The 24,815-nt window shown below is 62.4% G+C and carries 23 protein-coding genes; 9 read left to right on the top strand and 14 right to left on the bottom strand.

Translation table 11 applies throughout. The features are described from left to right. Positions 1 to 1,138 precede the first annotated feature (1,138 nt). Together CDQ92_RS21620 and galU are read right to left on the bottom strand one after the other, a co-directional pair. The gene (locus CDQ92_RS21620; RefSeq protein WP_088440893.1) at positions 1,139 to 1,777 is read right to left on the bottom strand and encodes a PEPxxWA-CTERM sorting domain-containing protein; all 639 of its coding nucleotides are present in this window, start codon (positions 1,775 to 1,777) and stop codon (positions 1,139 to 1,141) included. A 760-nt stretch (positions 1,778 to 2,537) separates the two neighbouring features. Continuing rightward, a complete protein-coding gene (galU, locus tag CDQ92_RS08075) occupies positions 2,538 to 3,401 on the bottom strand; it encodes a UTP--glucose-1-phosphate uridylyltransferase GalU (RefSeq protein WP_088440892.1) in 864 nt (287 codons plus the stop codon). Between the two features lie 250 nt (positions 3,402 to 3,651). Between galU and CDQ92_RS08070 the strand changes: the two genes are divergently transcribed. The 5 genes from CDQ92_RS08070 (at position 3,652) to CDQ92_RS08050 (ending at position 8,155) form a co-directional block, all read left to right on the top strand. Further along, positions 3,652 to 3,897 carry an XrtV sorting system accessory protein gene (locus CDQ92_RS08070; RefSeq protein ID WP_088441472.1) on the top strand — a complete coding sequence of 82 codons (246 nt, stop codon included), beginning with the start codon at positions 3,652 to 3,654 and terminating at the stop codon, positions 3,895 to 3,897. A gap of 141 nt (positions 3,898 to 4,038) precedes the next feature. Further along, on the top strand, positions 4,039 to 4,320 hold the full coding sequence (locus CDQ92_RS08065; protein ID WP_088440891.1) for a hypothetical protein: 282 nt from the start codon (positions 4,039 to 4,041) through the stop codon (positions 4,318 to 4,320). A 135-nt stretch (positions 4,321 to 4,455) separates the two neighbouring features. After that, the gene (locus CDQ92_RS21805) at positions 4,456 to 5,871 is read left to right on the top strand and encodes a sugar transferase (protein ID WP_272897556.1); all 1,416 of its coding nucleotides are present in this window, start codon (positions 4,456 to 4,458) and stop codon (positions 5,869 to 5,871) included. Positions 5,872 to 6,005: 134 nt separating this feature from the next. Further along, entirely contained in the window at positions 6,006 to 6,974 is a 969-nt protein-coding gene (locus CDQ92_RS08055) for a glycosyltransferase family 2 protein (RefSeq protein WP_088440889.1), read from the top strand. Further along, positions 6,971 to 8,155 carry a glycosyltransferase family 4 protein gene (locus CDQ92_RS08050; protein ID WP_088440888.1) on the top strand — a complete coding sequence of 395 codons (1,185 nt, stop codon included), beginning with the start codon at positions 6,971 to 6,973 and terminating at the stop codon, positions 8,153 to 8,155. The genes CDQ92_RS08055 and CDQ92_RS08050 overlap by 4 nt, the downstream gene beginning before the upstream one ends. 110 nt (positions 8,156 to 8,265) lie before the next feature. Here the strand turns inward: CDQ92_RS08050 and CDQ92_RS08045 are convergent, their stop codons facing one another. The 6 genes from CDQ92_RS08045 to CDQ92_RS08020 form a co-directional block, all read right to left on the bottom strand. Then, entirely contained in the window at positions 8,266 to 9,000 is a 735-nt protein-coding gene (locus CDQ92_RS08045) for a class I SAM-dependent methyltransferase (protein ID WP_088440887.1), read from the bottom strand. Positions 9,001 to 9,216: 216 nt separating this feature from the next. Continuing rightward, positions 9,217 to 10,017, bottom strand: a complete 801-nt coding sequence (locus tag CDQ92_RS08040; RefSeq protein WP_088440886.1) for a hypothetical protein — start codon at positions 10,015 to 10,017, stop codon at positions 9,217 to 9,219. Between the two features lie 386 nt (positions 10,018 to 10,403). Then, the gene (locus CDQ92_RS08035) at positions 10,404 to 11,204 is read right to left on the bottom strand and encodes a CpsD/CapB family tyrosine-protein kinase (protein ID WP_088440885.1); all 801 of its coding nucleotides are present in this window, start codon (positions 11,202 to 11,204) and stop codon (positions 10,404 to 10,406) included. A gap of 24 nt (positions 11,205 to 11,228) precedes the next feature. Next, positions 11,229 to 12,674 (bottom strand): GumC family protein, encoded by a 1,446-nt coding sequence (locus tag CDQ92_RS08030; protein WP_088440884.1) that lies wholly within the window; start codon positions 12,672 to 12,674, stop codon positions 11,229 to 11,231. Beyond that, positions 12,674 to 13,879 (bottom strand): hypothetical protein, encoded by a 1,206-nt coding sequence (locus CDQ92_RS08025; RefSeq protein ID WP_158213796.1) that lies wholly within the window; start codon positions 13,877 to 13,879, stop codon positions 12,674 to 12,676. Before CDQ92_RS08025 ends, CDQ92_RS08030 begins: the two co-directional genes overlap by 1 nt. A 20-nt stretch (positions 13,880 to 13,899) precedes the next feature. Further along, positions 13,900 to 14,547 (bottom strand): polysaccharide biosynthesis/export family protein, encoded by a 648-nt coding sequence (locus CDQ92_RS08020; RefSeq protein WP_229667156.1) that lies wholly within the window; start codon positions 14,545 to 14,547, stop codon positions 13,900 to 13,902. A gap of 122 nt (positions 14,548 to 14,669) precedes the next feature. On the opposite strand from CDQ92_RS08020, the gene CDQ92_RS08015 reads away from it, so the two are divergent. Both CDQ92_RS08015 and CDQ92_RS08010 read left to right on the top strand, forming a co-directional pair. After that, positions 14,670 to 16,223, top strand: coding sequence for a tetratricopeptide repeat protein (locus tag CDQ92_RS08015; RefSeq protein ID WP_144035714.1), 1,554 nt, complete (start codon positions 14,670 to 14,672; stop codon positions 16,221 to 16,223). Further along, a complete protein-coding gene (locus CDQ92_RS08010) occupies positions 16,220 to 17,017 on the top strand; it encodes a WecB/TagA/CpsF family glycosyltransferase (protein ID WP_088440881.1) in 798 nt (265 codons plus the stop codon). The genes CDQ92_RS08015 and CDQ92_RS08010 overlap by 4 nt, the downstream gene beginning before the upstream one ends. On the opposite strand, the gene CDQ92_RS08005 is transcribed toward CDQ92_RS08010, so the two are convergent. Then, positions 16,962 to 18,140: a glycosyltransferase family 2 protein gene (locus CDQ92_RS08005; protein ID WP_088440880.1), complete on the bottom strand. Its 1,179-nt coding sequence runs from the start codon at positions 18,138 to 18,140 to the stop codon at positions 16,962 to 16,964. The genes CDQ92_RS08010 and CDQ92_RS08005 overlap by 56 nt on opposite strands. 145 nt (positions 18,141 to 18,285) lie before the next feature. Between CDQ92_RS08005 and CDQ92_RS08000 the strand changes: the two genes are divergently transcribed. Then, positions 18,286 to 19,242, top strand: a complete 957-nt coding sequence (locus tag CDQ92_RS08000; protein ID WP_088440879.1) for a UDP-glucuronic acid decarboxylase family protein — start codon at positions 18,286 to 18,288, stop codon at positions 19,240 to 19,242. Here CDQ92_RS08000 and CDQ92_RS07995 read toward each other — a convergent pair. From CDQ92_RS07995 to xrtV, 5 genes are all read right to left on the bottom strand, one after another. Next, positions 19,231 to 20,325, bottom strand: coding sequence for a glycosyltransferase family 4 protein (locus CDQ92_RS07995; RefSeq protein WP_088440878.1), 1,095 nt, complete (start codon positions 20,323 to 20,325; stop codon positions 19,231 to 19,233). The two genes, CDQ92_RS08000 and CDQ92_RS07995, sit on opposite strands and share 12 nt — an antisense overlap. Beyond that, positions 20,322 to 20,804: a hypothetical protein gene (locus CDQ92_RS07990; protein ID WP_088440877.1), complete on the bottom strand. Its 483-nt coding sequence runs from the start codon at positions 20,802 to 20,804 to the stop codon at positions 20,322 to 20,324. The genes CDQ92_RS07995 and CDQ92_RS07990 overlap by 4 nt, the downstream gene beginning before the upstream one ends. 225 nt (positions 20,805 to 21,029) lie before the next feature. Continuing rightward, positions 21,030 to 21,875: a SurA N-terminal domain-containing protein gene (locus tag CDQ92_RS07985; protein WP_088440876.1), complete on the bottom strand. Its 846-nt coding sequence runs from the start codon at positions 21,873 to 21,875 to the stop codon at positions 21,030 to 21,032. A 3-nt stretch (positions 21,876 to 21,878) separates the two neighbouring features. Then, on the bottom strand, positions 21,879 to 22,586 hold the full coding sequence (gene epsI, locus CDQ92_RS07980) for an exosortase-associated protein EpsI, V-type (RefSeq protein ID WP_088440875.1): 708 nt from the start codon (positions 22,584 to 22,586) through the stop codon (positions 21,879 to 21,881). Further along, entirely contained in the window at positions 22,579 to 23,493 is a 915-nt protein-coding gene (xrtV, locus tag CDQ92_RS07975; RefSeq protein ID WP_088440874.1) for an exosortase V, read from the bottom strand. Before xrtV ends, epsI begins: the two co-directional genes overlap by 8 nt. Positions 23,494 to 23,694: 201 nt before the next feature. Here xrtV and CDQ92_RS07970 point away from each other — a divergent pair, with 201 nt between their 5' ends. Further along, positions 23,695 to 24,684, top strand: coding sequence for a cell wall hydrolase (locus tag CDQ92_RS07970; RefSeq protein WP_088441470.1), 990 nt, complete (start codon positions 23,695 to 23,697; stop codon positions 24,682 to 24,684). Positions 24,685 to 24,815: the final 131 nt, after the last annotated feature.

Raw genomic sequence — 24,815 nt, 5'->3', positions numbered from 1 at the left:
TCGGAGGATCACCGCGCTGAAAAACCCCTTGGGTGACGACTGAACCGCCGACGAAGGTTATAGCGCGCGGCGAAGCAAAAACTTCCCATCCGGCATGAAATTCCGGCATACGACTCGCTTCATCGCAATTATGAAAAGCACGGATTGCCAATAGATTAATCGCAGCTCCCTCTCACAGGGGCGGGTTCATTCCTGCAGCCGTCAACGGGGCCAGCTATTTCGTCGACGATGGCGTCGAAGGCTCTGCGGTCGGCTCGGCCTATATCGGGCAGGGCGTCGTCTCCACCAACGCGCACTGTGCCGCCGTTTTTGCTCTAACGGGATCGTCTGGGCCGCTCAGCATCCACGCACTGGGTAAATTTGTGGTTCGCGTTTTACCAGTCCGCAGAAAACGCCGCCGAGGGAGCTCTCTGTTAATCTGCACTTTGAAACGGCGGTGGCGAGCGCCGTCCCAAGCCAGAGGCCTGGGCGATGATTCTGCTGGGCTGCGGCTTTACCGGCGGCGCGATGCGCGTAATCCGGCGTCGTTGGAAAGTTCGCTGTCCGTCGCCTGAACCCGGATCCGATATCAGAGAAGCGCCGCTGGCCGCACGGCTGGTGGCATTTGTCGTCCTCGACACATCGGTCGCCTTTAAGGTTCAAATATTGGATGAGAGAGTTATTCGCCGTGGCCGCCCCGGGCCAGCTCTGCACCCTGCTTAAAACACATGGCAAGCGGTGCTCTGTTAAAATTAGACCAGAGCGGGCTGCGGGTGCATCGTCGAGGAAACGGCAGGGGCGGGAATGCTGCGCCAGATCTGAATTCCGAAAGGGCAAGACGATGTGCGTCGCGGCAATCGCTGCTCTTTTTGTTTCGGAGATCGGGGCAAGCGGGATGCGCAGAGAGCGCCGTTCGATTGGAATTCTAGCGCAAGATGTGGGCGGATCTCCGCAGGTGAACATCAAACCCTCAAGGCACTCGCCAGACGGTGAAGTGCCGAGCCATGCTAGCGAAATTGCGGGGTTTGAAATGAGCTTCGGCAGCAGCGCCGGTTAGGGGTGGCGCTGCTGCCGAAGACGGGGGTTTCAAGAGTTGTCTGCGGGACAAGATTATGTCACGAGACGCCTTTCACCCAATATCATGCGCCGGAGCGAGCGCTCAGGCGAAACGCACCCGGAGCGTGTCCGAACGGCGACGGCGCATGCCGAAACCGATCGCGCCGAAACCGAACAGCATCATCGCCCAGGTCGCCGGTTCGGGAACCGCCGCCATCGGCGTCGCCGCGGTCATGCGGAACTGGCGAACATCCTGTACGGTCGCACCGTCGCCGAACGTCATCGTGACGCTCTTGAAGGTGCCGTTGAAGGCATTGAAGAAGTTCTGACCATTGCTGCCAATGTCGTACAGCGAGGTCACCTGACCGTCGCTGTCGCCGCCGGCAAAGGTAAAGAACACATCACCGTCGGTCAGCGCGTTGATGTTGAACTCGAGCGCGCTGATCAGGCCGTCGTCGAAGCTGAAGGTCAGCGGATTGTTGAGAATCCCGTCAGTCGCCCTTACGCGCGCCGCGCCATTGGCGGGAAGGCTGAGCGACTCGGTCGAGGTGAGGGTGACCGTACCGGGCGCATTGTTCAGCGTTCCCTGAACCGACGTTCCCGTTTGGCCCGTGTTGAGCAGGACGTTCGAGTCCGGCTGAGCGGCGCATCCGCCGCCGAGGCAAATCGTGACCGCAGCCGAAGCCGGGACACTGGTTCCAATCAATAAGGCCGCCAAGGCCAGTTTACTAAAATTACGCATGTCGCGTTCCTCCCTGAAATTAGGTGCGACCCATAATCCCGATGTTGCTTGATAAGGATTTCTTAACACCATTTAACCGGAGGAGTCGAATCATCGGCGGCGATTTTTTTGCGGCTTGTCTAGAAATGGAACAAGAGTTTTGACACGAAGGGTGCCGAAAGGCGCCTCAGAAAAGGCACCATGAGACAGGGTGAAGTGCACGAGATTGTGCGCCCCGGCACGCGAATGGGCAATCGCGCCGCTGCTCCGTGAGGAACAAAACCGTTCGGATTCCGCCACCTTTGGCGGCAGATATGTCTAATTGAGCGGAGAGGTTTAGCGTAACAAACGTCATTACACCTACCTAATATATTGTTCGAACGCCGCCCGCAGGCGTCCTTCAATTTCACTTCCTCGCCTGCAGCCGATCAATCGCGCAGTCGAAAAAGATTCTGCGTGGAGGATTTTTCTCAAGTGCGTTGGCCGCCGATTCGCCGCCGCGACTCGCAATCTGCAACCGCGACTCGGGGCTTGAGCTGGGAACGGTTGGGAACCCTAGGCACGAGGGTCGGGCCTGCTCTGACCACTCAGTAGCGCTCCGCGTTGCTTCGGCTTTGCCGTGGCGCGGCTGGCGACATTCTCCTCGACCAAGATTGCTTGCCAGAGTGTCGCTTGGACGTGGGTCACCTACTTTGTTGCCGAATTTCTCTGCAACTAAGCGGTAACGAAGATCGAGGGCGAATAATCGCCGGTCCGGCGGGGGCAGGGCGCCTCCGCCGGTCTACTTCAGCAGGTCGACCGCAAAGGCGCGGACCTCGGCGGCGATGTCGGGGCGTTCGAGGGCGACGGCCAGATTGGCCTGGATATAGCCGGCCTTCGACCCGCAGTCGTAGCGCGCGCCATCAAAGGTCACGGCATGGAACGGCTGGGTGCCGATCATCGTCGCCATCGCGTCGGTCAGCTGGATCTCGCCGCCCGCACCCTTTTCCTGTCCCTCAAGCACGCGCATCACTTCGGGCTGGAGGATATAGCGGCCCGAGATGATCAGGTTCGACGGCGCCTCGGCCGCCGAGGGCTTCTCGACCAGCCCCGTGACTTCGGTCAGCGAGCCATCGCGCGCGCCGGGGGCGATCACGCCATAGGAGGACAGCTGGTCGCGCGGCACTTCGAGCACCGAGATCAGATTGCCGCCGACCTGGTGGTAGGCATCGACCATCTGTTTCATGCAGCCGGGCGATCCGTGCATGAACTCGTCGGGCAGGAAGATCGCAAAGGGTTCGTCGCCAACGATCGCGCGCGCGCACCAGATCGCGTGGCCGAGGCCCAGCGGCTCCTGCTGGCGGACATAGGCGCAGTTGCCGGGGCCAAGCCGTGTCGGCTCGAGCACCGACAGATCCTTGCCGCGCTCGGACATCGTCTTTTCCAGCTCGAACGCGATGTCGAAATGATCCTCGATCGCGCTCTTGCCGCGGCCGGTGACAAAGATCATCTGCTCGATCCCCGCCTCGCGCGCCTCGTCGACAGCGTACTGGATCAGCGGGCGATCGACGATCGGCAGCATCTCCTTCGGGATCGCCTTGGTCGCCGGCAAGAAACGGGTGCCGAGACCGGCGACGGGAAAGACGGCTTTGCGGATCGGTTTCATGGCGCAGGAGACTAACGATCTCAGCGTGTAAGAAGAAGAGCCTTTCTAAGTGCCTTCGTCGCAAACTTGTTCGATATTGGCGCGGGGCCTTGGCGCGGTCCTTGCTTCGGCGGGCTGTCGACTGTCCCGATTCGAGCAAAAATCCCGTCTATCCGGCCGCTTGTCCACCTGCTAGGCTTATCCTTCGATAAGGCTGCAGCGAGAAGTTGCAGCCGAAAAGGCCGCATGGCCAGTGAAGGAGGGGCAGGCGGTGGAAACATTTTGGGACTGGATTACCGTATTTGCATTTGCAGGGCTTGTAACCTTGCTATTGCAGCGCTCGGCGGAAGAGGAACCGCGCGACCATCTTTGGCAATATGCACCTCCGGCAGTCGGTTGTGCGCTCGTCAACTATATCGGCAATGAAGGTTATCATGCGCCGGCGGTGGTGTTGTTTGTCGCCGTCGTCATTTATATCTTCAAGGTCCTCAAAGTCCCGATGCCGTTTCTGAAATAGGCCAGCGACTGTTGATAGTCGTCCCGTTCCGGGCCGCAGTCCGAACTTAACAATGTCGTTTCAGTCCTGTAAAGTCTGCGCCATCCTCGTTAAAAGGGTGATGCGCTCGCTGCGAGCGCATGATGAGGGCGACGAGGGCTGATGGTGACCGTGGTATGCGATGATGGCCCGTCGGTGGCGTCGATTGGCTCCAGCCGCCTCGCTGGTTGGGTGCGCGCCATTTTTGCGGCGACGCCCTTCACCGCTTCTTACTGCAACTTCTTCCCTGCACATCTGCCCGCCGCGCTTGCGCGGGCCGCGCGAGCGCGTTGGTTACCTGACTTTATGCGGGGTGAGCGACTGGTGCCCTCCGAGGCGCGCCCCAGTCAGATCGCGGTGATGGCCCTGTCCGGTTCGCTCGCCGCGGCGGGCGCACCGGCATGATGCGGCGCTTTGGTTCGGTGCTGCTCGCGACCAGCGCCCTGGCGGCAAGCGGCGGGTTCGGATTGCGCCCGAGTTTTGTTGCAACGCAATATGCACCTTTTGCGTTTAGAGCTGCTGTTAGCGACGGACAAGGGCGTGAATAATTTGAAACCAGACCTGATCAAGGAACAGCGCGCGCGACTGCGTGTCGTCGATCCGTCAGCACATGAGCGCGGCATATTGTCGAGCGCGCGCGACAAGCGCAGCTTTCTCTACTGCCTGTCGCTGCTGCTCGATATCCTCTCGCTGATCGGCGGCTATGTCATTGCGCTGCAATGGCGCGACGAGCGCTGGCTCGCCGCCGACGGCCATTCGATCATCTATGTGGCGTTGCCGCTGTTCATTATGTTCGAAATCGCGCGCGAGGCGCAGGACAGCGAAACCCTCGCCAACCGGCTGACCGCGATCCAGCGCTCGCTCGGTGCGCTCGGCGCGACCGCGGTTGTCATCATCGGCATGGGGTTCCTGTTCAAGGCTGAGGAAATTTCTCGGCTCGGCTTCGCCGTGACTTTTGGTGCTGCAGCCGTCTTCATCGTCGCGTCAAAGATCCTGATCGACGTCATTGCCAAGAAAATGATTGGCGAGGCGGTGCTATCGACAATTCTGTTGCTCGACGGGCTCAGCGTTCGCGCTGAACCCTATGCGGCGGTCGTCGATGTCGGCGCCGACGGACTCTGGCCCGATCTTGACCGACCCGACATGATCGACACCTTGTCGCGCCTGATCGCACCGTACGACCGGGTGATCGTGGCGTGCCAGTTCGACCATCGCCCCGCCTGGGCGACCTTCCTCAAGGGGCATGACGTCGGCGGCGAAATCCTGCTCGACCGTGATCATCTCCACGGCGCTGTCGCAATCGGGCAATATGATGATCGCGACACCATCATTCTCTCGCGCGGCCCGCTGAACTTCATGAACCGCATCCAGAAACGTGCCCTGGACCTTGTGGTGGGCAGCCTGGCTCTGATGATCCTGTCACCGATCCTGCTCGTCGTGGCCGTGGCAATCAAGCTCGAAAGCCCCGGGCCAATCCTCTTCCGGCAGATGCGCGTTGGTCAGGGTAACCGCCAGTTCCGGATCTTCAAATTTCGATCGATGCGGGCCGAAGACAGCGATGCCGACGGCCGGCGGTCGACCGGACGCGTCGACGACCGGATTACCCGGGTGGGGCGAATCATTCGCCGCACGAGCATCGACGAACTGCCCCAGCTGCTGAACGTCCTTCGCGGCGAGATGAGCATGGTCGGACCGCGGCCCCACGCCCTCGGATCGTTGGCGGGCGACGCATTGTTCTGGCGCGCTTCGCAGCAATATTGGCTCCGTCACGCCTTGAAGCCGGGGATAACGGGCCTTGCCCAGATACGCGGCTTTCGCGGTGCGACCGAACATGCTGACGATCTGGCCCGGCGCGTGCGCTGCGACCTTGAATATCTTTCCAACTGGTCCTTGTGGTTCGATGTGATGATCATGCTCAAAACCGCGCGGGTTGTGATGCATAAAAATGCCTATTAGCCGCCCACTACAGGCCGCGCGCGTGTCGTGCGGCGGGGACTGGAATGGACGACCGCCATGGCTTTTTGTTAGCCCCGGCGCCGCCGCGCATGGCGGCATTGCCGTGGCGGAGTGCGAACTTGGGACCTTCGCGCATGAATAAAAATGCCAGCATCGGCGTGATTGCCATTGGTCGCAACGAAGGCGAACGCCTCAAGCAATGCCTGCATTCAATCCCCGCCGGCATTCCCATCGTCTATGTCGACAGCGCCTCGAGCGACGGCAGCGCCGATTTCGCCCGCTCGAGGGGGGCGATGGTAATCGAACTCGACCTGGCGATTCCCTTTACTGCGGCGCGTGCGCGCAATGCGGGTCGCGACCTTTTGCTCCGCGAATGGCCGATGCTGAAATATGTCCAGTTCGTGGATGGCGACTGCGAACTCGAAACCGGGTGGCTGGAAGCGGCGGCGCTCTTTCTCGACGCTGAGCCCGCGGTGGCCGCGGTTTGCGGTCGTCGTCGCGAGCGCTACCCCGAGCGCAGCTTTTACAACCAGATGTGCGACGACGAATGGAATACCGCGGTCGGAGCCGCCGAAGCCTGCGGCGGCGATGCGATGTTTCGGACCGCGGCGCTGGCGCAGGTGCGCGGCTATGATCCTGCCCTTATCGCGGGCGAGGAACCCGAGCTTTGCCATCGCTTGCGTGACCTGGGCTGGCGGATCTGGCGGATCGATTGTCCGATGACGATCCACGACGCCGACATGCACCACCCCCGCCAATGGTGGCTGCGCACGGTCCGGAGCGGTTTCGGTTTTGCGCAGGTATGGCACAAGACGCGTACCGGTTCGAACCCGCCGCTCTACGGTCGCCAACTGATAAGTGCCCTGCTGTGGACAGTCGGCGTCGCGGCGCTGAGCCTCGCGGCCGCGCTGGTGGTCGGACCTGCGGGCTTGGCCGCGGGACCGCTGCTGTGGCTGCTCCAGCTGGCGCGTCTGACGAAGCGGAGCGGTCTGCGCCGTGGCGGCCATCTGCTCGTCGGCAAAATTGCTGAAGCCACAGGTATCCTGCGCTATGCACTCAGCCGGCTCGCGCGCCGCAAACAAGGCGCGATTTTCTACAAATGAGCCGCATCGCCTATCTGGTCAGCGAATATGACGCGCCGTCGCACACCTTCGTGCGGCGTGAGGTGGCGGCGCTCCGCGAATTAGGCGTCGATGTCCTGCCGTTCAGCGTCCGGCGCAGTGTCGCGGACAGCGGCGCGGCGTCCGCGCTGCTCGGTCGCTCGCCCTTCGCCTATATCGCGGCGCTCGGCTGGGCGCTCGCGAGCAGACCGAACCGTTTCGCCTCGGGTTGGCTGCTTTCGCTGCGCCACCGTGCCCCTGGCTGGAAAGCTCTGCTCTGGGCCCAGTTTCACTTTATCGAAGCCCTGTTGCTGGCAAGACTCCTTGTCGCAGCTGGCGCGACGCGGTTACACAGTCATTTCGCCAACAGCGGTGCCACGGTCGGAATGATCGCCGCGCATGTGGCGCAGCTGCCGTGGAGCCTGACGCTGCACGGCATTTCCGAAACCGATTATCCCGCCGGGCTGCTCCTTGCCGAAAAGCTCGAGCGGGCTTCCTTTGTCGCCTGCGCGAGTTACTTCATGCGCGCACAGGCCATGCGCCATGCAGCGCCCAAGCACTGGTCCAAGATGACCATCGTTCGCTGCGGGATCGACGTCGCTGCTTTGCCTGCGCCAGCCGCGCACAGCGTGAGCAGTCCAGCGCGGCTCGTCTTTGTCGGCCGCCTGTCGCCCGAGAAGGGATTGTTTGGCCTGCTCGATGCCTTGGCTGTGCTCAAGGCATCGGGAGCCGCATTTGAACTTGTTGTCGTGGGCGATGGTCCGTTGAATGCCACCATACAGGCACGCGTCGGCGATCTGGGGCTCTTTGAACGTGTCCAGTTTGTCGGCGGTTTGCCCGAAGCCGGCACACTCGCCGAAATAGCCCGGGCCGATATCCTCGTCCTGCCGAGCCTCATGGAAGGGCTACCCGTCGTGCTGATTGAGGCACTTGCGCTTGGTCGCCCGGTTGTTGCCAGCCGCGTCGCTGGTATCCCCGAACTGATCGAGGAGGGCGAGTCGGGATATTTGTTTGCGCCCTCCGACTGGCGCGACCTGGCGGCGGTTCTACAGCGATTGCTCGCCGCTCGCGGCGATTGGGCGGCGATGGGCGAGGCCGGACGCCAGCGCGTGGTGGCCGAGTTTCTTGCCGATCATGCCGCGGCGCGACTTGTCAACCTTTTCGAAGGTAAACTGCTAGATTGACGCGACCTGACGGCACCGTCTCGTGCGCGGCGTCGCCGCACACCGTGGCTCCGCAAGTCCGGATGTCGGTCGTCGCAGAATGCGCCGTCGCTTGACAGACGTGGTCCCCGCTATTTTCGGCCGATGAATATCTTTTCGCCGCGGCTTAGCCGATGCCGCAGCACGTCGTGCGGGCCTGCGGTGATTTCGCGCAGTTTGAAACCCGCGCCGCGAATACGATCGCGAACGTCGCTGCCATAATAGCGTACATGATCAAACTGGCCGAAATGCAGATCTCGCCCGATGGGATCGGTGATTGCCGGGTTTTCATAGGTTTCCGTCCAGCCTTCGACAATCGGGAACATACAGACCAAATCGCCGCAGGGGCGAAGGATGCGGTAAATTTCGGCGAGCGCTTTGCGGTCGTCAATATGCTCGAGCACGTGATTTGCGATGACGAGGTCCACCGAATTGTCGGGCAGGTCAATGTTCTCGATGTCCAGGCGCAGATCGCCGTGGTCGCCTTCATATTCCGAAACTTGATAGCGCGCCGGCAGCTTCGCTTGAATGAGCCGGGTAACACTGAGTTCGCCCGCAAAATGGATAATCGTCCGACCACGGATTTCGATGTCGCCGCGCTGTATTGCGAGCGCAAGAAGTCGTTGGCGCTCGAGCGACCAGCATTTCGGACATTGAACTCCCGACCGCAACGGCATTCCAAACGGGCCAAACTTCCCTTCATGACCGCAAGCGGGGCAAATACCGGCTTCTGCCTTCGCATGAGAGATCGCCGCAAGACGCAGTTGCTGAAACATCTGCTTGGTGAATGCCGTTCGGGCGACGGCCTTGAGCGTGCGCGGGTTCATCAGATTTTTATTTCATAAGCGTGCAAAAAAGTCACCGAAGTTTTTGGTCGGCAGCCAAAAACAGGATTTGCTGGCCGCCATGTGGTCGGGCGGCCCCATTTATGCGGAACGCCGATTGCAATGCGGGGCAGGGGCCGGCGAACCAGCAGTCTCCATATGCGGGGTAGGCTGCCGGTCGATGGCAGCCTTCAAATGATGCGGCTGCGCCGGCCCTTACTAAGCGGCGTCATCCGTATCTACGGCGAACCGGCGGCACATCTCGTCGATGAACGAACCGGGCGCCGGCGGGGCATCACGCAGCCCTTGGAGCCGCGAATGCCACATGTGAACCGCCACCGTTTGCGGCGTCAGCATTGCTTCGACCGTTGCAGCGGGTTCGTAAAGCGCAAGCGCATCTTTGTAGCGGACCGGGTAGAAAACGTCGGGTGGCCGCGCATAGCTCATCAACTTGTTGCGCTTGATCGCATATGTGAGCAGACCGGCGCTGAACGTGCCCCACGGATAGTCCTCGAGCTCGATCAACCCCTCGCGTAAGCGTCGCCACAAAAAATGCAGCCGCCGCCGCGGTCCCCACCAGGGCGGCACCAGATTGGCACGCGGAATGGTCTGCAGGTCGTGTACCAGCGCCGAGTCCGCCGGCGCGTAGACAACCGCATTATTGATCCACCCCTCATATTCGAGACCGAAGAGGTAGGGCGAATCGGCGGGCAGCGATTGCAAGAAAATGAAATCCATATCGACCCAGCAACCGAGCCCCTTGGCAAGCAGTTCGATGCGCCACAGATTGGCGCCGAGTGCCACTGAACCGCTGTCACGATAATGCAGAAGGCGTTCGCGTGGCATCACCTCGGCGGCATCGCGCAAATCGGTTCCCGGCGGCACCCCGTCGAGGGCAGCAGGGTCATAACTCCACAGCGTGAAATCATGGCCGGCAGCCTTGGCCGAGGCGAGGCAAAGGCGCTCAAGATAATTTAATCGCGGTCCGACCCAGAGCGAATTCAGATGGAGAGACGTCATCGCTATCCTTTGCGGAAATAAGGGGAGGGGAGTTGCGACCGTAGCAACTGACTTTGGTCCGACCGCCGGGTCGGGCGTCGTTGCCGCTTTGCCAGGACTGACCGCGAGTGATCGCCTGCTTGATCCAGCCCTTGCCCACGCTCTTGCTGCTCGTAGCCGACGCTGATTTTTATACGGGCGCGGCACGTTTTCGGAGAGGAGCCGTGGCCAGAGACGACATCGCCGCTGACCAAACTGGCTGGCTCGCCAGGTTCTTCGTTTGAACTCGAAAGGGGTTTGTCAGCCCCGTCAAGGTGAAACATAGCTTGTAAACGGCTTAACAAAGAATCGAGAGTGGAGCAGGAAGCGCCAGATTTCAAAAGAAATATCACCATGCGCGACGGAGGCTAATCGTCGCTCGCGGCGCGTTCGTAATATTTGCTGTAATTGGGCCCACCATAGCCGTAGCCATAGCTGTCGCCCAATCCCCCCTGATAGCGGTTCAGGATGGTGCCGATACAGGGCGTCGGATACAGCATCGCCATCACATCCTGGACGTGCCGGCGCGTTGTCTTGCCCGCATCGACTACCAGCACGAAGCCGTCGAGCTGCGCCAGGCTGATCATCGCATCGTCATTGGCGAAAGCCGGCGGCAGGTCGAACAGGACGATCGATGCCTCGCTGCGATCGCGGAGCGTCGTTATCATTTGCGCGAAGCGCTCGCCGGCGAGCAACTCGGCCGTGTTGCGCGAGCGCCGTATCGTCGGAAATATTCCGAGACTGGTCCCATCGATGCGACGGCCGATTCCGGCGAGGCTGTCGATCGTTCCTTCAAGATAGCTCTCGATGCCATGTTTGGGGACGAGGCCGATTTCGTCGGCGAGCGAAGCCCTGCGAATGTCGAGGTCAACCAGGAATATCGGTTCCTCGACCACCCGCGCCAGTGAACTCGCAAGGTTCATCGACATGAAGGACTTGCCCGCCGCCGGGGTCGCCGACGTGATGCCGATCAGGCGGTGCCCGTCTTCCTTGAGCTTCTTGGCAAAGCTGGTGCGCAGCAGATTGAACGGTCGCGCGCGCGCGTCGCGATTGTCAAAGCCGATGATCCGGTGCTTCCTGATCTCGGTGACCGGCGGGGTAAATTCCGTCAGGCTGGCCAGAGTCACAAATTCCGGGTTGATTGCGGTAGTCAGTTCGGCGTCAGCCATGGGGGAACCTTCGGACGTTGGGCATCAGCGCTTGGCGCGCGACGGGATGAAGCGGCGCCAGCCGACGCGGCGGACCGTCGTGACCTCGATAATCGGAATAATGCCGAGCGGCGGCGCGCCGAAGATCGACTTAAGCGCCGAGGGATCGCGGATCGGACGGAGCAGCAACTCGACCGCGAGCGCAAGGATGAAGCCGAGGCCGAGGCCGCCGCCGATCCCGATCGCAGCGATCAGCCAGCGGTTGGGCCAGCTCGGCTGGTCGGGTATGACCGGCGGTTCGACAACCGAAAGCCGTTCAGTCATTTGTTCGTCTTCCGCGCGCACCCCGGCTCGGGCCGACAACAGGCGGTTCTGGACCTCATCATATTGCGCATTCAGGGCATTGAGCCGCTGCTGCAGTTCGCTGATTTGCTGTTGCACGAGGGGGGCTCGTGCCTGCGCCGAGAGCTGCGAATTGATCTGCGCCGTTTCACCAGCTTTTGCGGCGCGCAGCGCTGCAATTTGTTCGTTGTTGAAACGGATCTGTTCGTCGATCGTGTCGAGCGGCAGCTTTTCGCTGTTGGATTTGGCCAGCTTTCTTGCTTCGGCGAGAGCCTGCTTCGCAATCACCACGTCTGGATGTGTGTCCGCGTAAACCGAGCGGGCACTGGCCAGCCGTTGTTCGGCCGCGGCGACCACCGGGTCGCGCTGATCGCTCGTTTGCGCGACGTTGCGCTGTTGGATAAGCAACTGGTTTTCGCGCTGCAAGGCGGCGATCTGGACGTCGTAACTGCCAGTGCCGCCGCCCATGATGACGCCGCCACCGGACAGGGCGCTGCCGTTGCGCGCGTTGATCTGAGCGATCTGCGACTGCAGCGCCGCTATCTGTGTTTCGAGCCCGGCCGACTGGTCGGTGAGGAACTGGACGGTGTTGGTGGCTTGCTCGGCGCTGCCGCGGGCGTCGAGCTGGAGCACCCGGTCCATGAGGTCCTGCGTAACTGCCTGCGTCTGCGCCGGCTGAGAATATTCGAACGCCAGCTCGAACGAAATTGTCCGGCTATCCGTGCTGCGTCCCGGCAGAATCGCTTCGGCAGGCGTAAGGGTTATCGCAGAACGCATGTCATCGAGCACTTCCGACAGCGGCTTGCTCTGGCGCGCGCTCGTATAGAGCCCGTGGCGCTCGATCAGCTGGATCAGATCGGGACGCGCCGTGATTTGTTGGCGAATCGCCGCCACGCGGCGGTCAATCATGTCGCCGCCGTCGAGCCCCAGCACTTCTTTCGGGAGCTGCGGCGATTCGACCAGCATGATCGCGTTCGACCGATAAGTGGGCGGAATCAGCAGCGCGGCCGCGATAGCCCCGACAATGCCGATGACTGCGGGAATGATGATGAACCAGCGGCGCTGCCAGAGGATGACGGGCAGTTGCTCAAGGAAATTGCCGCCCGCTGCACTGTCGTCGAGCGGGGGATCGTAAAGGGTTTCGTCCACTAGCGCCGCTTTCCGAACTTCATCGTCAGCCCAAACATGATTGCGTAATTCGCACGGCGCGGCTGCAGATCATCGAACAATTTCGCGTAGCTTGGCGTGACAGTCAGTGCAATGCGTTCGCTGATATCGCGGCTATAGGTGGCTGAGGCGCCGACGAAGTCGGTGACACGCACCAGGGGCAGCCCCGCGCCATCCTCGTTGGTCCGGCCATAACGTGCCCCGAGCGCCAGCCGATCGACCCGGCTGAGCCGTGCGTCATAGCTCAGCGCGGCGGTGGTGACCGTCGAGACGCCCCCGAGCGCGGTCGGTTGCGCACTGCGGCTGGCCGACAGGCACAGCGACCGGTTCGGACCGCGATCGCAAAGGCCGAGGCTGCCTGCGAAGGTGACACGCTCGCTATGACCGCCGACTACCGCCGTCCTGACAAATGAAATTCCCGCGTCGGCAATCAGGTTCATGCGTTCGCTGAGCTGCTGTTGCACGCCGACGCGCGGCGACACGATCAGACTGTCGCCCGTGCGTCGGCCGAGATAATCGACGCCCCCGACTTGCGTTCCCATCGTCACGGTGGTGCGCGGCGAAAGCTTGCGTTCATACCCCAAATTGGCCGATGCGCTGCGATAGTCGAAACCGGCATCGTTGCCGATATAGGTTCCATTGAGTTCGACGCCCGCGTTGAGGCCGCTAAGTTCGTCGAGCTCGTGGGCGATGCCGATGTTCGTCCCGATGCTCGTCGTGCGCGCGCGCGTTCCGGCAATCGTGGTGTCAAGGATCGGGCTCACCGGCGGCACCAGCGGACCGGGAATCTCGCCCGGCGTCGGCGCAAAGATCAGGCCATTTCCGAGCGCAGATCTCGAGGTGCGCGCGGAAACGCCAATCTCCAATTGCGTCCGTTCGTCTAGCTTACGGACGGTTGTCGCTTCGAGTGCTCCTGCAATATCGCTGCCATAGCGCTGTAAATATTGGGTTAGCCGTAAATCGCCGCGGAGCCGTGTCTCGCCGAGCTCGTCCTCGACAAAGACCGACGGGGAAAGGGCGATCGTTGCCGATCCCGAAGTTTTTCCATTGCTGTCGAGAAACGGGTTAGACGTAATACCGCCCCCGACCGACACATCGAGCGTCATCTCCGGCGGTGATTGGGCAAAAGCCATCGACGCACTGCACGCGCAGACCGCAGCGATCATAGAAGAAGCGAGGTTCTTCAACAGACGAATCCTTTGCTCCATCAGCGAACGATTACCGTATCGCCTGTTTCGATTTGTAAAATGTTACCGCCCGCCACATCGCGGGAATCGGTCCCCACCTTGAACAGCGAAGCAAGCCGCGCGTTGAGGGTTCGCAGCTGGTTGCCCGACTTGCGGATGATCAGTACATTGTCGAGATTGGCAAATTCTGCCGGGCCGCCTGCCATGCTCAGCGCTTCGAGGACGTTAATATAACGCCCGGGGCTGAAGGTGCCGGGCGACTTGACCCGGCCCATCACCGAAAACTGCATGCCCGACGGCACGACAACCGAGACGGTGACCTGCGGCACCGCGCCGACATATTGGGCGCTCAGGCCGGTGGTAATCAGCCGTTCGACGTCGGCAGGCAAGAAACCCTGGACCACGATCTGGCCGACCAGCGGGAAGGCAATCGTACCGTCGGGCAGCACCTTGACCTTGCGCTGCAAACGTTCTTCGCCCCAGACATAGACTTCCAGTTCATCGCCGGCGTTGATCCGGTAGGTCGACGCGGCGGAGGGCGGGGCAGCGGCGGCGCCGGCTGCCCCAGGCCGCGGTTGGCTCGCCGGACTGCTGACGGGCTGCGCCTGCACGCTCGACGCCATCGTTGTTGCGGCGGCGAGCGCCATCATGAGCGAGCGTCTGATCATTCGAGTGTACCTTATTGAGCGGTCGACAGTTAATTCGCCGTGTCTATAAGATGCTCTAAAGTTTTTGGCTAGCTTGTTAACCCTAGGAACTCCGCACCTTGACCCAGTTTGGGAAGCTCCCGTTGCCCCTGATCCAGATTGCCGTCGGCACATTATTGCTCGCCGCCGCCGCATCACTTGCGGGCTGCGGCGGCTCGGCAGTCGCGGCCGCAGAAGACGCCGCATTGGCGCAGAACCTGCTTGGTCAGAACCGCATCGCCGAAGCGCGGCTCGCGATCAAGGAGGCAATCGAGCAACGCGACGACGAGCCGCAATATCATCTGTTGCGCGGCCGCATCGAAATAGCAGCCGGCTCACGGTCGGGCGCCTTCAGTGCCTACAGCGACGCGATGTCGCTCGATCCGACGAATTTGGAGGCGCTGCAGGCAGTATCGCAGCTCGGACTACAGACCGGGAATTTGCGTGAATCCATCGAGGCGACCGATGCCATCCTCTCGCTGACGCCCGACGAGCCCGGCGCGCTGCTAGTGCGCGGCCTCCATGGCGTCATCCGCAAACGCTTTGCTGAGGCCGATAGCATTGCCGACCGCATTCTGGCGCGTGACCCCAACGACGAAGGTGGAGTGATCCTCAAAGCGCGCATCGCGGTCCGCAAGGGGTCACCGCAAGAGGCGCTGCAAGTGCTTTCGGGCTTCGGTGTCACGAAAACCAATACTTTGGGGGTCGTGGCGACGCGGCTCGAAGTCTACCGCGTCATGCGCGACGCTGCGGGGATGCGCACCCAGTTCGCGCTGCTGCGCAACCTCGCGCCGGGCGATCCCGATCTGCGGCTCGATGAAGCCAATTTCGCGTTCAAGGACGGGCGCGCAAGCGATGGGAGCGGCCTGATCGTTGCGGCGTTGGCCGACCCCAAAGCCACTGCCGAGCGGATCGCGCAGAGTCTCGCGCTGTGGCGCGAATATGGCGACGTCGGGCCTGCCGATGCGAGCCTGGCGCCCATTGCCACCACCGGATCGATGGCAGCCCGGCTCGCGACCGCCGAGTTTTTGGCCGAGCGTAACCGCCTGGCTGCAGCGCGACAGTTGCTTGCAGGACTTGACCGCGGTCAGCGCAAGGCGCTCGATGCACTGATTGCGGCGCGCGAGGCGCGCTGGTCTGAAGCAAGGCGCCTCGCCGACCAGGTCATCGCTGCAGACGACACCCATTGCCTTGCCTTGACTGTGCGCGCCGAAACCGCGCTGCAGCGGGGCGCCGTCGCCGACGCGCAGCGCGCGGCGCAAGTGGCCGCCAGCCAATGTTCTGGGCAGAAGCGGGCCTGGATATTGGCCGCAGACGCCTATACGCGCCGCGAGGATATGGAGAATGCCCGCCGCATGTGGCGGCAGGGTATCGCCGCAAATTCACAGGACGCAGAGCTGGCGCGCGCCTATTTCGACTGGCTCGCACGCGCGGGGATGGAGCGAGAGGCGGTTTCGGTGGCCCGCCGCCTGACCCATGCCGCCCCCGCGCTGCTCAGCGGCTGGCGCCTCTACCGCGATAGCTGCCAGCGGTTCGACGCGTCGTGCCAGCAGGCCGCCGAAGCTGGCCTCGCCGACGCCGCGACACTGTACGCCATCGACTTTCTCCCTGGCCAGGCAGCGCCGAACGGCCTTTTTGGCCGGATCGTCATGCGATGACTCCCATTGCCAGGGAGCGCTGCGCGTTTCTCGGGGTCGAGTTCGATCGTCTGACGCGGGCGGCGGCAGCCGAGCGCGTCGGAGCGCTCGCCGCAGTTCCGGCGTTCGCTTATGTCGTGACCCCCAATGTCGATCATATCGTCCAGTTGCACCGCACGCGCGATCCTGAACTTGTCGCAAGTTACCAGGCCGCCGCGCTGTGCCTGTGCGATAGCCGGATATTGGCCCGGCTTGCGCGCTGGTCCGGGATGGCGCTGCCGGTGGTCGCGGGAAGCGATTTGACGCGCGACTTGCTCGAGGCGGCATTGCCGCCGTGCAAGATCGCGGTTGTCGGCGGTGACACCGCCCTCCACCGCGAGCTTGTCGCGCGCTTCCCCCGCTTTGCCTGGTCCTTTCACCAGCCGCCGATGGGAGTAAGGCGCAGCGCTGCCGCGCGCGCCGCGATCGCCGACTATGTTGAAGCCACTGCTGCGGATGTCACATTTCTGGCGATCGGCGCCCCGCAAAGCGAGATCGTCTGCGCCGAGATCGCCGCGCGCGGCCAGGCGCGCGGGGTTGCGCTGTGCATCGGAGCGTCGCTGGAATTCATGACCGGAGCGAAGAGCCGCGCTCCTCTATGGATGCAGCGCGCCAGTCTCGAATGGTTGTACCGCCTGCTCCGCGAGCCCCGGCGCCTGTGGCGCCGTTACCTTGTTGACGGGCCGAGGATATTTTTGATCTGGTGGCGTTGGCGACGCATCAATCCTCCTCGCCTGGCCGCCGCGTCCGGTTCCAGCCAGTCTGGCGACGGGTAAAAAAACCGATATAAATCGGTATTTTCCACATCATATATAATGGAATGCGGAGGAGTGCCGCAAGTGCCAGGTCGCGCCGTGCATGGCGCCACCAGGCTACCAGCAGCAGGGTGACGGCAAATGTGAAGGCGGCCGCAAGAATGAGAAAAGGTAGCCAATGCCCCGACGCGGCGCCCGCTGCGCCCGCGACGGCGAGCCCGGTCAAGGCCAGCAGCATCAGCAGCGCCAACGGCGGGACGAGGAGATGGGCGCCAAGCGCTGCGCGGTGGCGCGATGCCGCTGCGATGCCGCCGGCCAGCAAGGGCAGGCCTTGCCGGGATGCGGTGAGCAGGAAGCCATGCTCCCAACGGCTGCGCTGCGCTCGGCTGCTCGCGAGCGCTGCAGCGGGGCTCGTTACCTGCGAGCGTTCGTCGAGATCGACGGCGATGCCCTGACGCGCTAGCCAGAGGCCGAGACCAAGATCCTCTACCGCATCGCTCGTCGCTAGCGGAAGGGTGCGGAAGAGCGGCCAGGGAAATGCCATCCCGGTGCCAAATAACAGCCCCCCGCCACCAAGGCGGACAAGGCCGCGCGCACGGACCACGTTTTTAATGAGCACTGCGAAGTTCGACACGGCGACCAGGGGCGATGCGTCGCCGTTGGCGGTCATGAGATACGCCGCCTGGATCGGTCTATCGCGCGCAATCGCTTGCGCAGCGAGGCGCTCGGCGCTGCCAGCGGAAAGGCGGCAGTCGGCATCGACGATGATTACGACATCGGGCGGATCCGCAGCGACCTGGTCGCGGCCAAATGCCATCGCATATCCCTTGCCGCGACGTGTGGGATCGTCGCGTTCGGCCACTCGCGCGCCCGCTGCGCGCGCTGCGGCCGCGGTGTCATCGCGGCAGTTGTCGGCGATTACGAGAATGTCCGCGGCAGGGACGACGGTCCGCAAAGCCATGACAGTCGCTCCGACCCCTGCCGCTTCGTCGTGCGCTGGGACGAGCAGCAATATGCGCGGCGGCGGCGAAAGAGGTCCGCTCGCCGTGTCGAGCGGAAAGAGGCCGAGAAGCAGCTCGGCGCCAAGATATAAGAGCGATGCAGCCAGCGGCACGATGACAAGCCAGGCGAGGATTTCTATCATGGAACATCGGGCTCTAGCCTATCCTCGCGAAACGGCAAGAATAGGCTGCGCCACCTTTCAAAATGACACGACAAGAATTGAGCGCTTTGCAAGCGGCGCTGCGCGCTTTACCGGCAAGTTGAGAAAATGAAGGAATGTTGAGACGATGGCGCGTGAATATTTTTCGGCTCGCAGGGTATTGGTCACCGGCGGTGCGGGCTTTGTCGGGTCGCACCTTATCGACCGCTTGATCGCCGCCGGTGACGAGGTGCTGTGCGTCGACAATCTGTTCACCGGTGCCAAGGCCAATATCGCACATCTGCTCGACCATCCGCGCTTCGAGTTCCTGCGCCACGATATCTGCTGGCCACTGTTCGTCGAGGTCGATGCGATCTTCAATCTTGCCTGCCCCGCCTCGCCGATCCATTATCAGCACGACCCGGTGCAAACCACCAAGGTGTCGGTGATCGGTTCGATTAACATGCTCGGCCTCGCCAAGCGGATCAAGATTCCGATCCTCCAGGCGTCGACCAGCGAAGTCTATGGCGATCCGACCCAGCATCCGCAGACCGAAGCCTATTGGGGCAATGTCAATCCGATCGGACTGCGTAGCTGCTACGACGAGGGCAAGCGCTGCGCCGAGACGCTGTTTTTCGATTATCACCGTCAACATGGCATCGACATCAAGGTGGCGCGCATCTTCAACACCTATGGCCCGCGGATGCATCCCGCCGACGGCCGCGTTGTCTCCAATTTCATCATGCAGGCGCTGCGCGGCGATGACATCACCATCTTCGGCGACGGGTCGCAGACCCGCAGCTTCTGTTACGTCGACGATCTCGTCGACGGGCTGCTCCGTCTGATGGATTCGCGCGACGGTTTCACCGGTCCGGTCAATATCGGCAACCCGGTTGAATTCACCATTCGCGAGCTCGCTGAATTGGTCATCGACATGACCGGTTCGCGCTCGAAGCTCATCCAGCTGCCGCTGCCTTCCGACGACCCGACCCAGCGCAAGCCCGACATCACGCTCGCGCGCTCTGAACTTGACTGGGAACCAAATGTTGCGCTGCGCGACGGTCTCGCCAAAACGATCGCCTATTTCCGCGAGCTAGCTAACTGATCGCCGCTCGGCGACCAAGCCAGTTATGAAATCGCGGTACTGGTCGGCGACGGTGGCCCATGAGAAGCGCTCGATGCCGTGGGGCTGACCTTCGCGCTCCCGTCCGCGCGCAAGCGCGGCCCGCAGCATGGCGACCAGCGCCCGCTGGTCTTCGGTATCGCAAAGAAATTCCCCGCTATCGCCCAAGATCCAGCGCAGGCGTTCGCTGTCATGACCGATCACAGGAAGCCCGCTCGCCCAAGCCTCGATAAAGACGTTGCCGAAGGATTCGAGCAGTGACAGGTGCAGAAATGCGTCTGCCGAACGATAGAGCGCCGGCATGTCACTCGCCGCGAGGCTGAGCCGCTTGAACCGCCCGGGCAGCAGGTCGGCAGCGAGCGCTTCGCCTTCATCACGCAGCGGACCATCGCCGGCGACGACGAGATAGGCATCGTCAAGCTGGCTGACCGCCCTGATCCCGTCGAGCACCCGTTTGGTTTCGATGAAGGCGCTGACCATCAGCACGATCGGCTTGTCAGCTGGCAGCCCGAAGCGTTCGCGCTCCGCTACGCCGGGGACAAAGCGATCGAGATCAACCCCGTTGGGAACCAGGGCGCAGCGCCACTGCTCCCGATTGCGTTCGAAAAAATCTGGATTGGTGCACACAAGCCCGTCACAGCGAAAGCTGCGATATTCTGAGTTGGAAGCATATGCTGGCCAGTCGCCATTCTGGGTGACGAAGATCTGCAGCGGTCTTGCCCGGGCCGGGCGCCGCAAGGCCCAGTGAGTGAAGGGAAAGGAACAGGTGACCACCGCATCATAATCGCCGGGGCGGTAGGCCGCGAGCAACCCGGGTACGAAGCTTGCATCTTCCCACGCCGTTTCGTTGCGCAGTACGGGAAAAAAGGGAAAGCGCTCGAACCGTTCGCGCCGGATCGCGCCAACGCTGTGAAAATCATAAGCGGTACCGGCGCGCGCCGCACCCGCGCCCATCACCATGACATCGTCGCCGGTGCGCGCCAGCGCATCGGCAACCGAAAGCAGCGCCACCTCGGCGCCGCGATCATAGCGATGGAAGCCGGGGAGGGCGAACAACAGTCTCATCGCTTATTGGCTCCTGAACGTCGGGCCGCAGACAGTGCGGCCAAGATTGTGGCCGCCCCGAGCAAGCTCCACAGCCAGCCGATCACAGGCAGGCCGTTCGCCTCGCGGTACAGCAAGGTATCGATACCGCCGAGCGACGCCGTGTCGACCAGAAAAAGCAAGGCGCTCAGCAAGGTAGCCGTTGCCGCTCCCGAGTTCGCGCCGTCCGCGGCAGGTTGGCGCAATTTGGCGAGCACGAAGAGCCCGGCTGCGATAACCAGCAAAAGCGTCGCCAGATGCAGCAAACCGAGCGACCCTGTGGCTTCGCTGACCGCGCTTCGGATTGTCTCGGGGAGACGGCGCCGCCAACTGACCGCTGCTTCGATCGCGAAGCAGGCATTGGCGAGCCCGAGCAACGGCCAGGGCCGCGTTCCGGCGACGAGGCAGGCGGCGGCCGCTGCTCCAAACACCCAGACGCCGATCCATTGTACGATGTCCATGACGCCCCCCCCATGGCGCGTCGCGACTCAATTGCGCTACCGGTCCATCGCAATCCTGATCATGACGCGCACGCTGCGCACGTCATAATAGCGCAATTCGCCGTGCGATGCGACTGCGCGGTGATGCATCGTAGCTGGGGTGACGCTGGTTCGGCGTTGCTACGCTTGCAGCGACCTGTTCCTGATCATCGGATTGCTGCCACGCCGCCGGGGTGGCATGGGCCGCTATTTCTTTTCGGCAGCGCCTTTCGTCTTGTCGGCAGGCGGTGCAAAACCCGCCTGATACTCGATCTCGGCCGCCGTGCGGCTCTGCTTCAGCCGTTGCTGCACGGTTTCGGTGAGTTTCTGCTTGCGCAGCGCCTGCACCGCCAGCGGCCGTGCGTCGCTGGCCGACACGGGTTCGGCGCGTTCGCCGACAATCACGCCAACCGTCACCACGCCATTTTCGGGAACGACAAAAGGTTCGCCAGCCGGCAGCGCGCGGATCTGCGCCATGCGCTGCTGGCCCAGCGAGGCAGCGTCGACCTGCGGGGTGTCGCGGCGAAACGGGATGCCCATCTCCTGCAACCTTGCTGCGACGGCGTCCATCGAATGATCATTTTCGAGCGCTTTGAGCTGGTCGACCTTTTCGGGGAGGGCAAACTGGATCCGGTCGATGGTCAGGATCTTGCGTTCCGCAAACATCAGCGGATTGTCGCTGATGAATTTGTCGATCTCCTGCTGGTCGGGAACTTTCAGCGCACGCTCAGCGCGCTGACCCATCAACTGGACGAGCAGTGCATCGCGCAGCTGGCGCTCGCGGAGCAGATAATCGGGGGTCTTATCGAGGCCATCCTCGCGCGCCGCTTGCGCAAGCAGGCGCCGCTCAACGATCTTTTGCAGCGCTGCCTGCTGAACGACCTTTTTGTCGACTCCGTCAGGGATGGGCGTGTTGCCGAGTTCGGCGTTGATTTCCTGAAGGGTGATTTCCTCGCCGTTGACAACGGCGGCGACCTGCCCGGTCGCTTCCTTGCCGCAGCCGGCAAGGGTCAAGCTCGCGAGAGTGATGGCAATGCTAGCAGTGCGGTACATGTTTTATCCTCTTGTATCGGGACCGAGCAGCAAATGCTGCATCTTCGGGTTGGAATTTTCAATGAACTGACGCGCGAAACCGGTCAGCAGACCTTGCGCTTCGCGCGGATCGGTGCCGAGCACCGAGACGCGCATCATCATGCCGTCGGGAACCTCGCCAGCGAGGTTGGCGCGCATCACGGCAATGCGCTGCTCGCTCCACTTTCTCGGATAGGCGGAGCCGAGGCGCGTGAAATAGGCGACTTGCTCCACCCGGTTCGGGGCGGTCGCGGTGAAAAAATTGGCGGGCACCGAACGGTTGCTGGCCTCGATCATGATATCGCGCGTCGGCGTCAGCTGGAATCCGCCGACCGGATAGCAAAACTCCGGCCGATGCACCTGCAGCACCCCGTCCTGCGCATTGTTATAGGCCAGCAGCAGCATCACCGGCGGGAGGTCAGGTGCGACATACACGCGCGTGATGAGATTATCGTAAAGCCGGTCGCTGAGTGCATCGGGTGGCGGCAGTATGACCCCGCTTTGCGATACCTCATCCCAGGCACCGAAGTTTTTCGGAACCCATTCTTCGAAACGCTTTTCGGGAATCTTCGGGTTGGCAATCGCTGGCTGCCGGGCAAAAGCGATGGCCGACGCGCCGCCGAGCACGACGCCGAGGAGCATGTTGCGGCGCGAGATGTCGAAGGTAACGGGTGATTTGCTCGGCTCAGCCATGGACTGCCTCCTCTTCGGGGGTCTCGATATAGCGGTCCCATAGCGGCTTCAGGATCACGTCGAGCCCAAAGATCGTCATGAGCGCGATTGCGAACATCACGATCCCGGCAAAATTGTGCAGGAAACCCTGCGCGGCCGCTTCACCCGCATGATAAGTCAGCAGGATCAGGATCAACACGCGGAAAAAATTGGCGACGAGCGCCACGGGCACGATCAGCAGCACCAGCAGGAGCGCGTAGCGCCACCGCGCCTGATGCCGGATGTAGATATAAAAGAGCGAAATGGCCGAAAGCGAGATGATCGAGTTGATCCCGGAACAGGCCGCGGCGACTAGTAACTCATATTGGCCGATATAGATGCGCACGCCCTCGCCGCCGATCGGATAGCCGAACAGGGTGAGAAACCAGATTGCGGCCTCGGAAAGCCAGATCTTCATCGGGACGGTCACAAAGGCGACGAACGTCTCGGGCGGCGGGAAAATAAACGCGAGATAGAAGAGCGGGAACCAGAGCCGTTTCATCACCTCGAGGCCGACGATGCTGTAGAGGATGACCAGCACCGCGGCATACATCAGATAGCCTTCGATCTCGACGATCTGGGTTATCCGCGCGAAAATCTGCAGCGGGATCAGGATTGCGAGCAGCAGCCAGACGATCCCGGAGGGCGCGGGCGCGGCATAGCCGGATACTTCCCGCCACCGCCGGTGGAGGAGCCACAATCCGGTCAGCAGAACGATCGGTCCATGCGCGCCTTCTTCGCCCGACCATGACTGCTCGACGACGAACATCATCGTGGGAACGCTGAACAGCAGCAGGCCGACGAGCAGCACGATCGTGCTCGCCGACACCTGCTCCGGGATGCGGCTGGGCCGTCCCCCGGTGACTTTAACATTGGCGACAGTGGCCATTCTTTTCTCGATTATGAAAGGTTTGGCAGGGGAATATAGCAAAGTGCGCGTCCTGCCAATCTTTCGATCGCGCCGCGCCGTATCGCCCTGATACAGATTTCGCCTGCTTTGTCCCGCACTTGGACCCGCTTCCACGATAAACATGGGCGCATTGCCGGCGAATCTGGTGTAATCGGCGTGCCGATGAAGGCGACCACACCTATGATCGCGGCTTCGCGCCGCCGCCGCGCGGTCGCCGCCGGGCTGCTGATTGCTGGTATCGGCGGCGTTCTAGCCGCGGCATTTTATGCAGCGTCGCCCTGGGTCGATCGATCGCCTTCGCCGTCGCAGCGAGCAGTTACGGACGTCGCGAGACCCTTACCGCCGCTCCCACTCCCGCAAGCCTACAAGCCCTTGACGCCCGACGATGCGCTTGCCGAGAATGAAACGCTGCCCTTTTCGACCGCTCCGATCGAGCGCGCGCCGCCGCTCATTGTGCCGCTCAACGCCGCCGCCTTCGTCGGACGCCGTTCGGCGATGGATTGCCTGACCGCCGCTGTCTATTATGAGGCCGCACAGGAATCGCTCACTGGCCAGCGCGGCGTCGCGCAGGTGATCCTGAATCGGGCCCGGCATCCGGCCTTTCCCAACAGTATCTGCGGCGTCGTCTATCAGGGGTCGGAGCGGCGCACCGGCTGCCAGTTCACCTTCACCTGCGACGGTAGTCTTGCCCGCCGTCCCTCGCGCGCCGGCTGGGATGCAGCGCGGCAGGTCGCGCTGGCGGCGCTTTCGGGTTATGTCGAGCCGAACGTCGGGATGGCAACGCATTATCACGCCGACTATGTCGTGCCGTATTGGGCGTCGTCGCTCGCCAAGCTGGCGAAGATCGACCGTCATATCTTCTACCGCTGGGCGGGCGGGTGGGGACGCCGCGCTGCGTTCCGTCAGTCGGTCAGCCAGGAGCAGTTCTTCGACATCCAGCCACAAATCGAGGGACTGGCCGAACTGGACAGCGATGTAACGCTGGCCTCACCATATGCCGGCACTGTGCCGCGCGGGCCGCGGCTGGCCGCCGATGAAACGGCGGGTGCGCTGACCGACGGCAATGCATCGGCGCTGCCGCGCAGCGCGGTCGCGCCCTCGATCAGAGCCGACGAGGCGCCGGCAAAGCTGGCGGTCGACATTGCGAAAGGCAGTCTCAAGGTCGATTGACCCGGGGCAGGGGGCGCAAACGCGCGTTGCCAGTCGTGCGCGAAGGGATCGCGTCCGCGCACATTGCCGGGCTCACTGTAGCGGCACACGAGGATTTCTTCCCGGTCGCTCTGGGCAAGGCCGCAGCCGAC

Origin of the sequence: Sphingopyxis bauzanensis (genome assembly GCF_002205675.1) — a bacterium.
Classification (GTDB): domain Bacteria; phylum Pseudomonadota; class Alphaproteobacteria; order Sphingomonadales; family Sphingomonadaceae; genus Sphingopyxis; species Sphingopyxis bauzanensis.
The sequence above is the reverse complement of the archived record's forward strand: the minus strand, read 5'-3'. Positions and strand labels throughout refer to the sequence as shown.

Coding starts and splice junctions, on each gene's coding strand:
- CDQ92_RS08035 (WP_088440885.1), bottom strand. CDS start 11,204: ATGGCTGACGCCGAACTGACTACCGCAATCAACCCGGAATTTGTGACT.
- CDQ92_RS08050 (WP_088440888.1), top strand. CDS start 6,971: ATGAGCCGCATCGCCTATCTGGTCAGCGAATATGACGCGCCGTCGCAC.
- CDQ92_RS07990 (WP_088440877.1), bottom strand. CDS start 20,804: ATGGACATCGTACAATGGATCGGCGTCTGGGTGTTTGGAGCAGCGGCC.
- CDQ92_RS21620 (WP_088440893.1), bottom strand. CDS start 1,777: ATGCGTAATTTTAGTAAACTGGCCTTGGCGGCCTTATTGATTGGAACC.
- galU (WP_088440892.1), bottom strand. CDS start 3,401: ATGAAACCGATCCGCAAAGCCGTCTTTCCCGTCGCCGGTCTCGGCACC.
- CDQ92_RS08000 (WP_088440879.1), top strand. CDS start 18,286: ATGGCGCGTGAATATTTTTCGGCTCGCAGGGTATTGGTCACCGGCGGT.
- CDQ92_RS08065 (WP_088440891.1), top strand. CDS start 4,039: ATGGTGACCGTGGTATGCGATGATGGCCCGTCGGTGGCGTCGATTGGC.
- CDQ92_RS08010 (WP_088440881.1), top strand. CDS start 16,220: ATGACTCCCATTGCCAGGGAGCGCTGCGCGTTTCTCGGGGTCGAGTTC.
- CDQ92_RS07985 (WP_088440876.1), bottom strand. CDS start 21,875: ATGTACCGCACTGCTAGCATTGCCATCACTCTCGCGAGCTTGACCCTT.
- CDQ92_RS08020 (WP_229667156.1), bottom strand. CDS start 14,547: ATGATCAGACGCTCGCTCATGATGGCGCTCGCCGCCGCAACAACGATG.
- CDQ92_RS07995 (WP_088440878.1), bottom strand. CDS start 20,325: ATGAGACTGTTGTTCGCCCTCCCCGGCTTCCATCGCTATGATCGCGGC.
- CDQ92_RS08040 (WP_088440886.1), bottom strand. CDS start 10,017: ATGACGTCTCTCCATCTGAATTCGCTCTGGGTCGGACCGCGATTAAAT.
- CDQ92_RS08005 (WP_088440880.1), bottom strand. CDS start 18,140: ATGATAGAAATCCTCGCCTGGCTTGTCATCGTGCCGCTGGCTGCATCG.
- CDQ92_RS08055 (WP_088440889.1), top strand. CDS start 6,006: ATGAATAAAAATGCCAGCATCGGCGTGATTGCCATTGGTCGCAACGAA.
- CDQ92_RS07970 (WP_088441470.1), top strand. CDS start 23,695: ATGATCGCGGCTTCGCGCCGCCGCCGCGCGGTCGCCGCCGGGCTGCTG.
- epsI (WP_088440875.1), bottom strand. CDS start 22,586: ATGGCTGAGCCGAGCAAATCACCCGTTACCTTCGACATCTCGCGCCGC.
- xrtV (WP_088440874.1), bottom strand. CDS start 23,493: ATGGCCACTGTCGCCAATGTTAAAGTCACCGGGGGACGGCCCAGCCGC.
- CDQ92_RS08045 (WP_088440887.1), bottom strand. CDS start 9,000: ATGAACCCGCGCACGCTCAAGGCCGTCGCCCGAACGGCATTCACCAAG.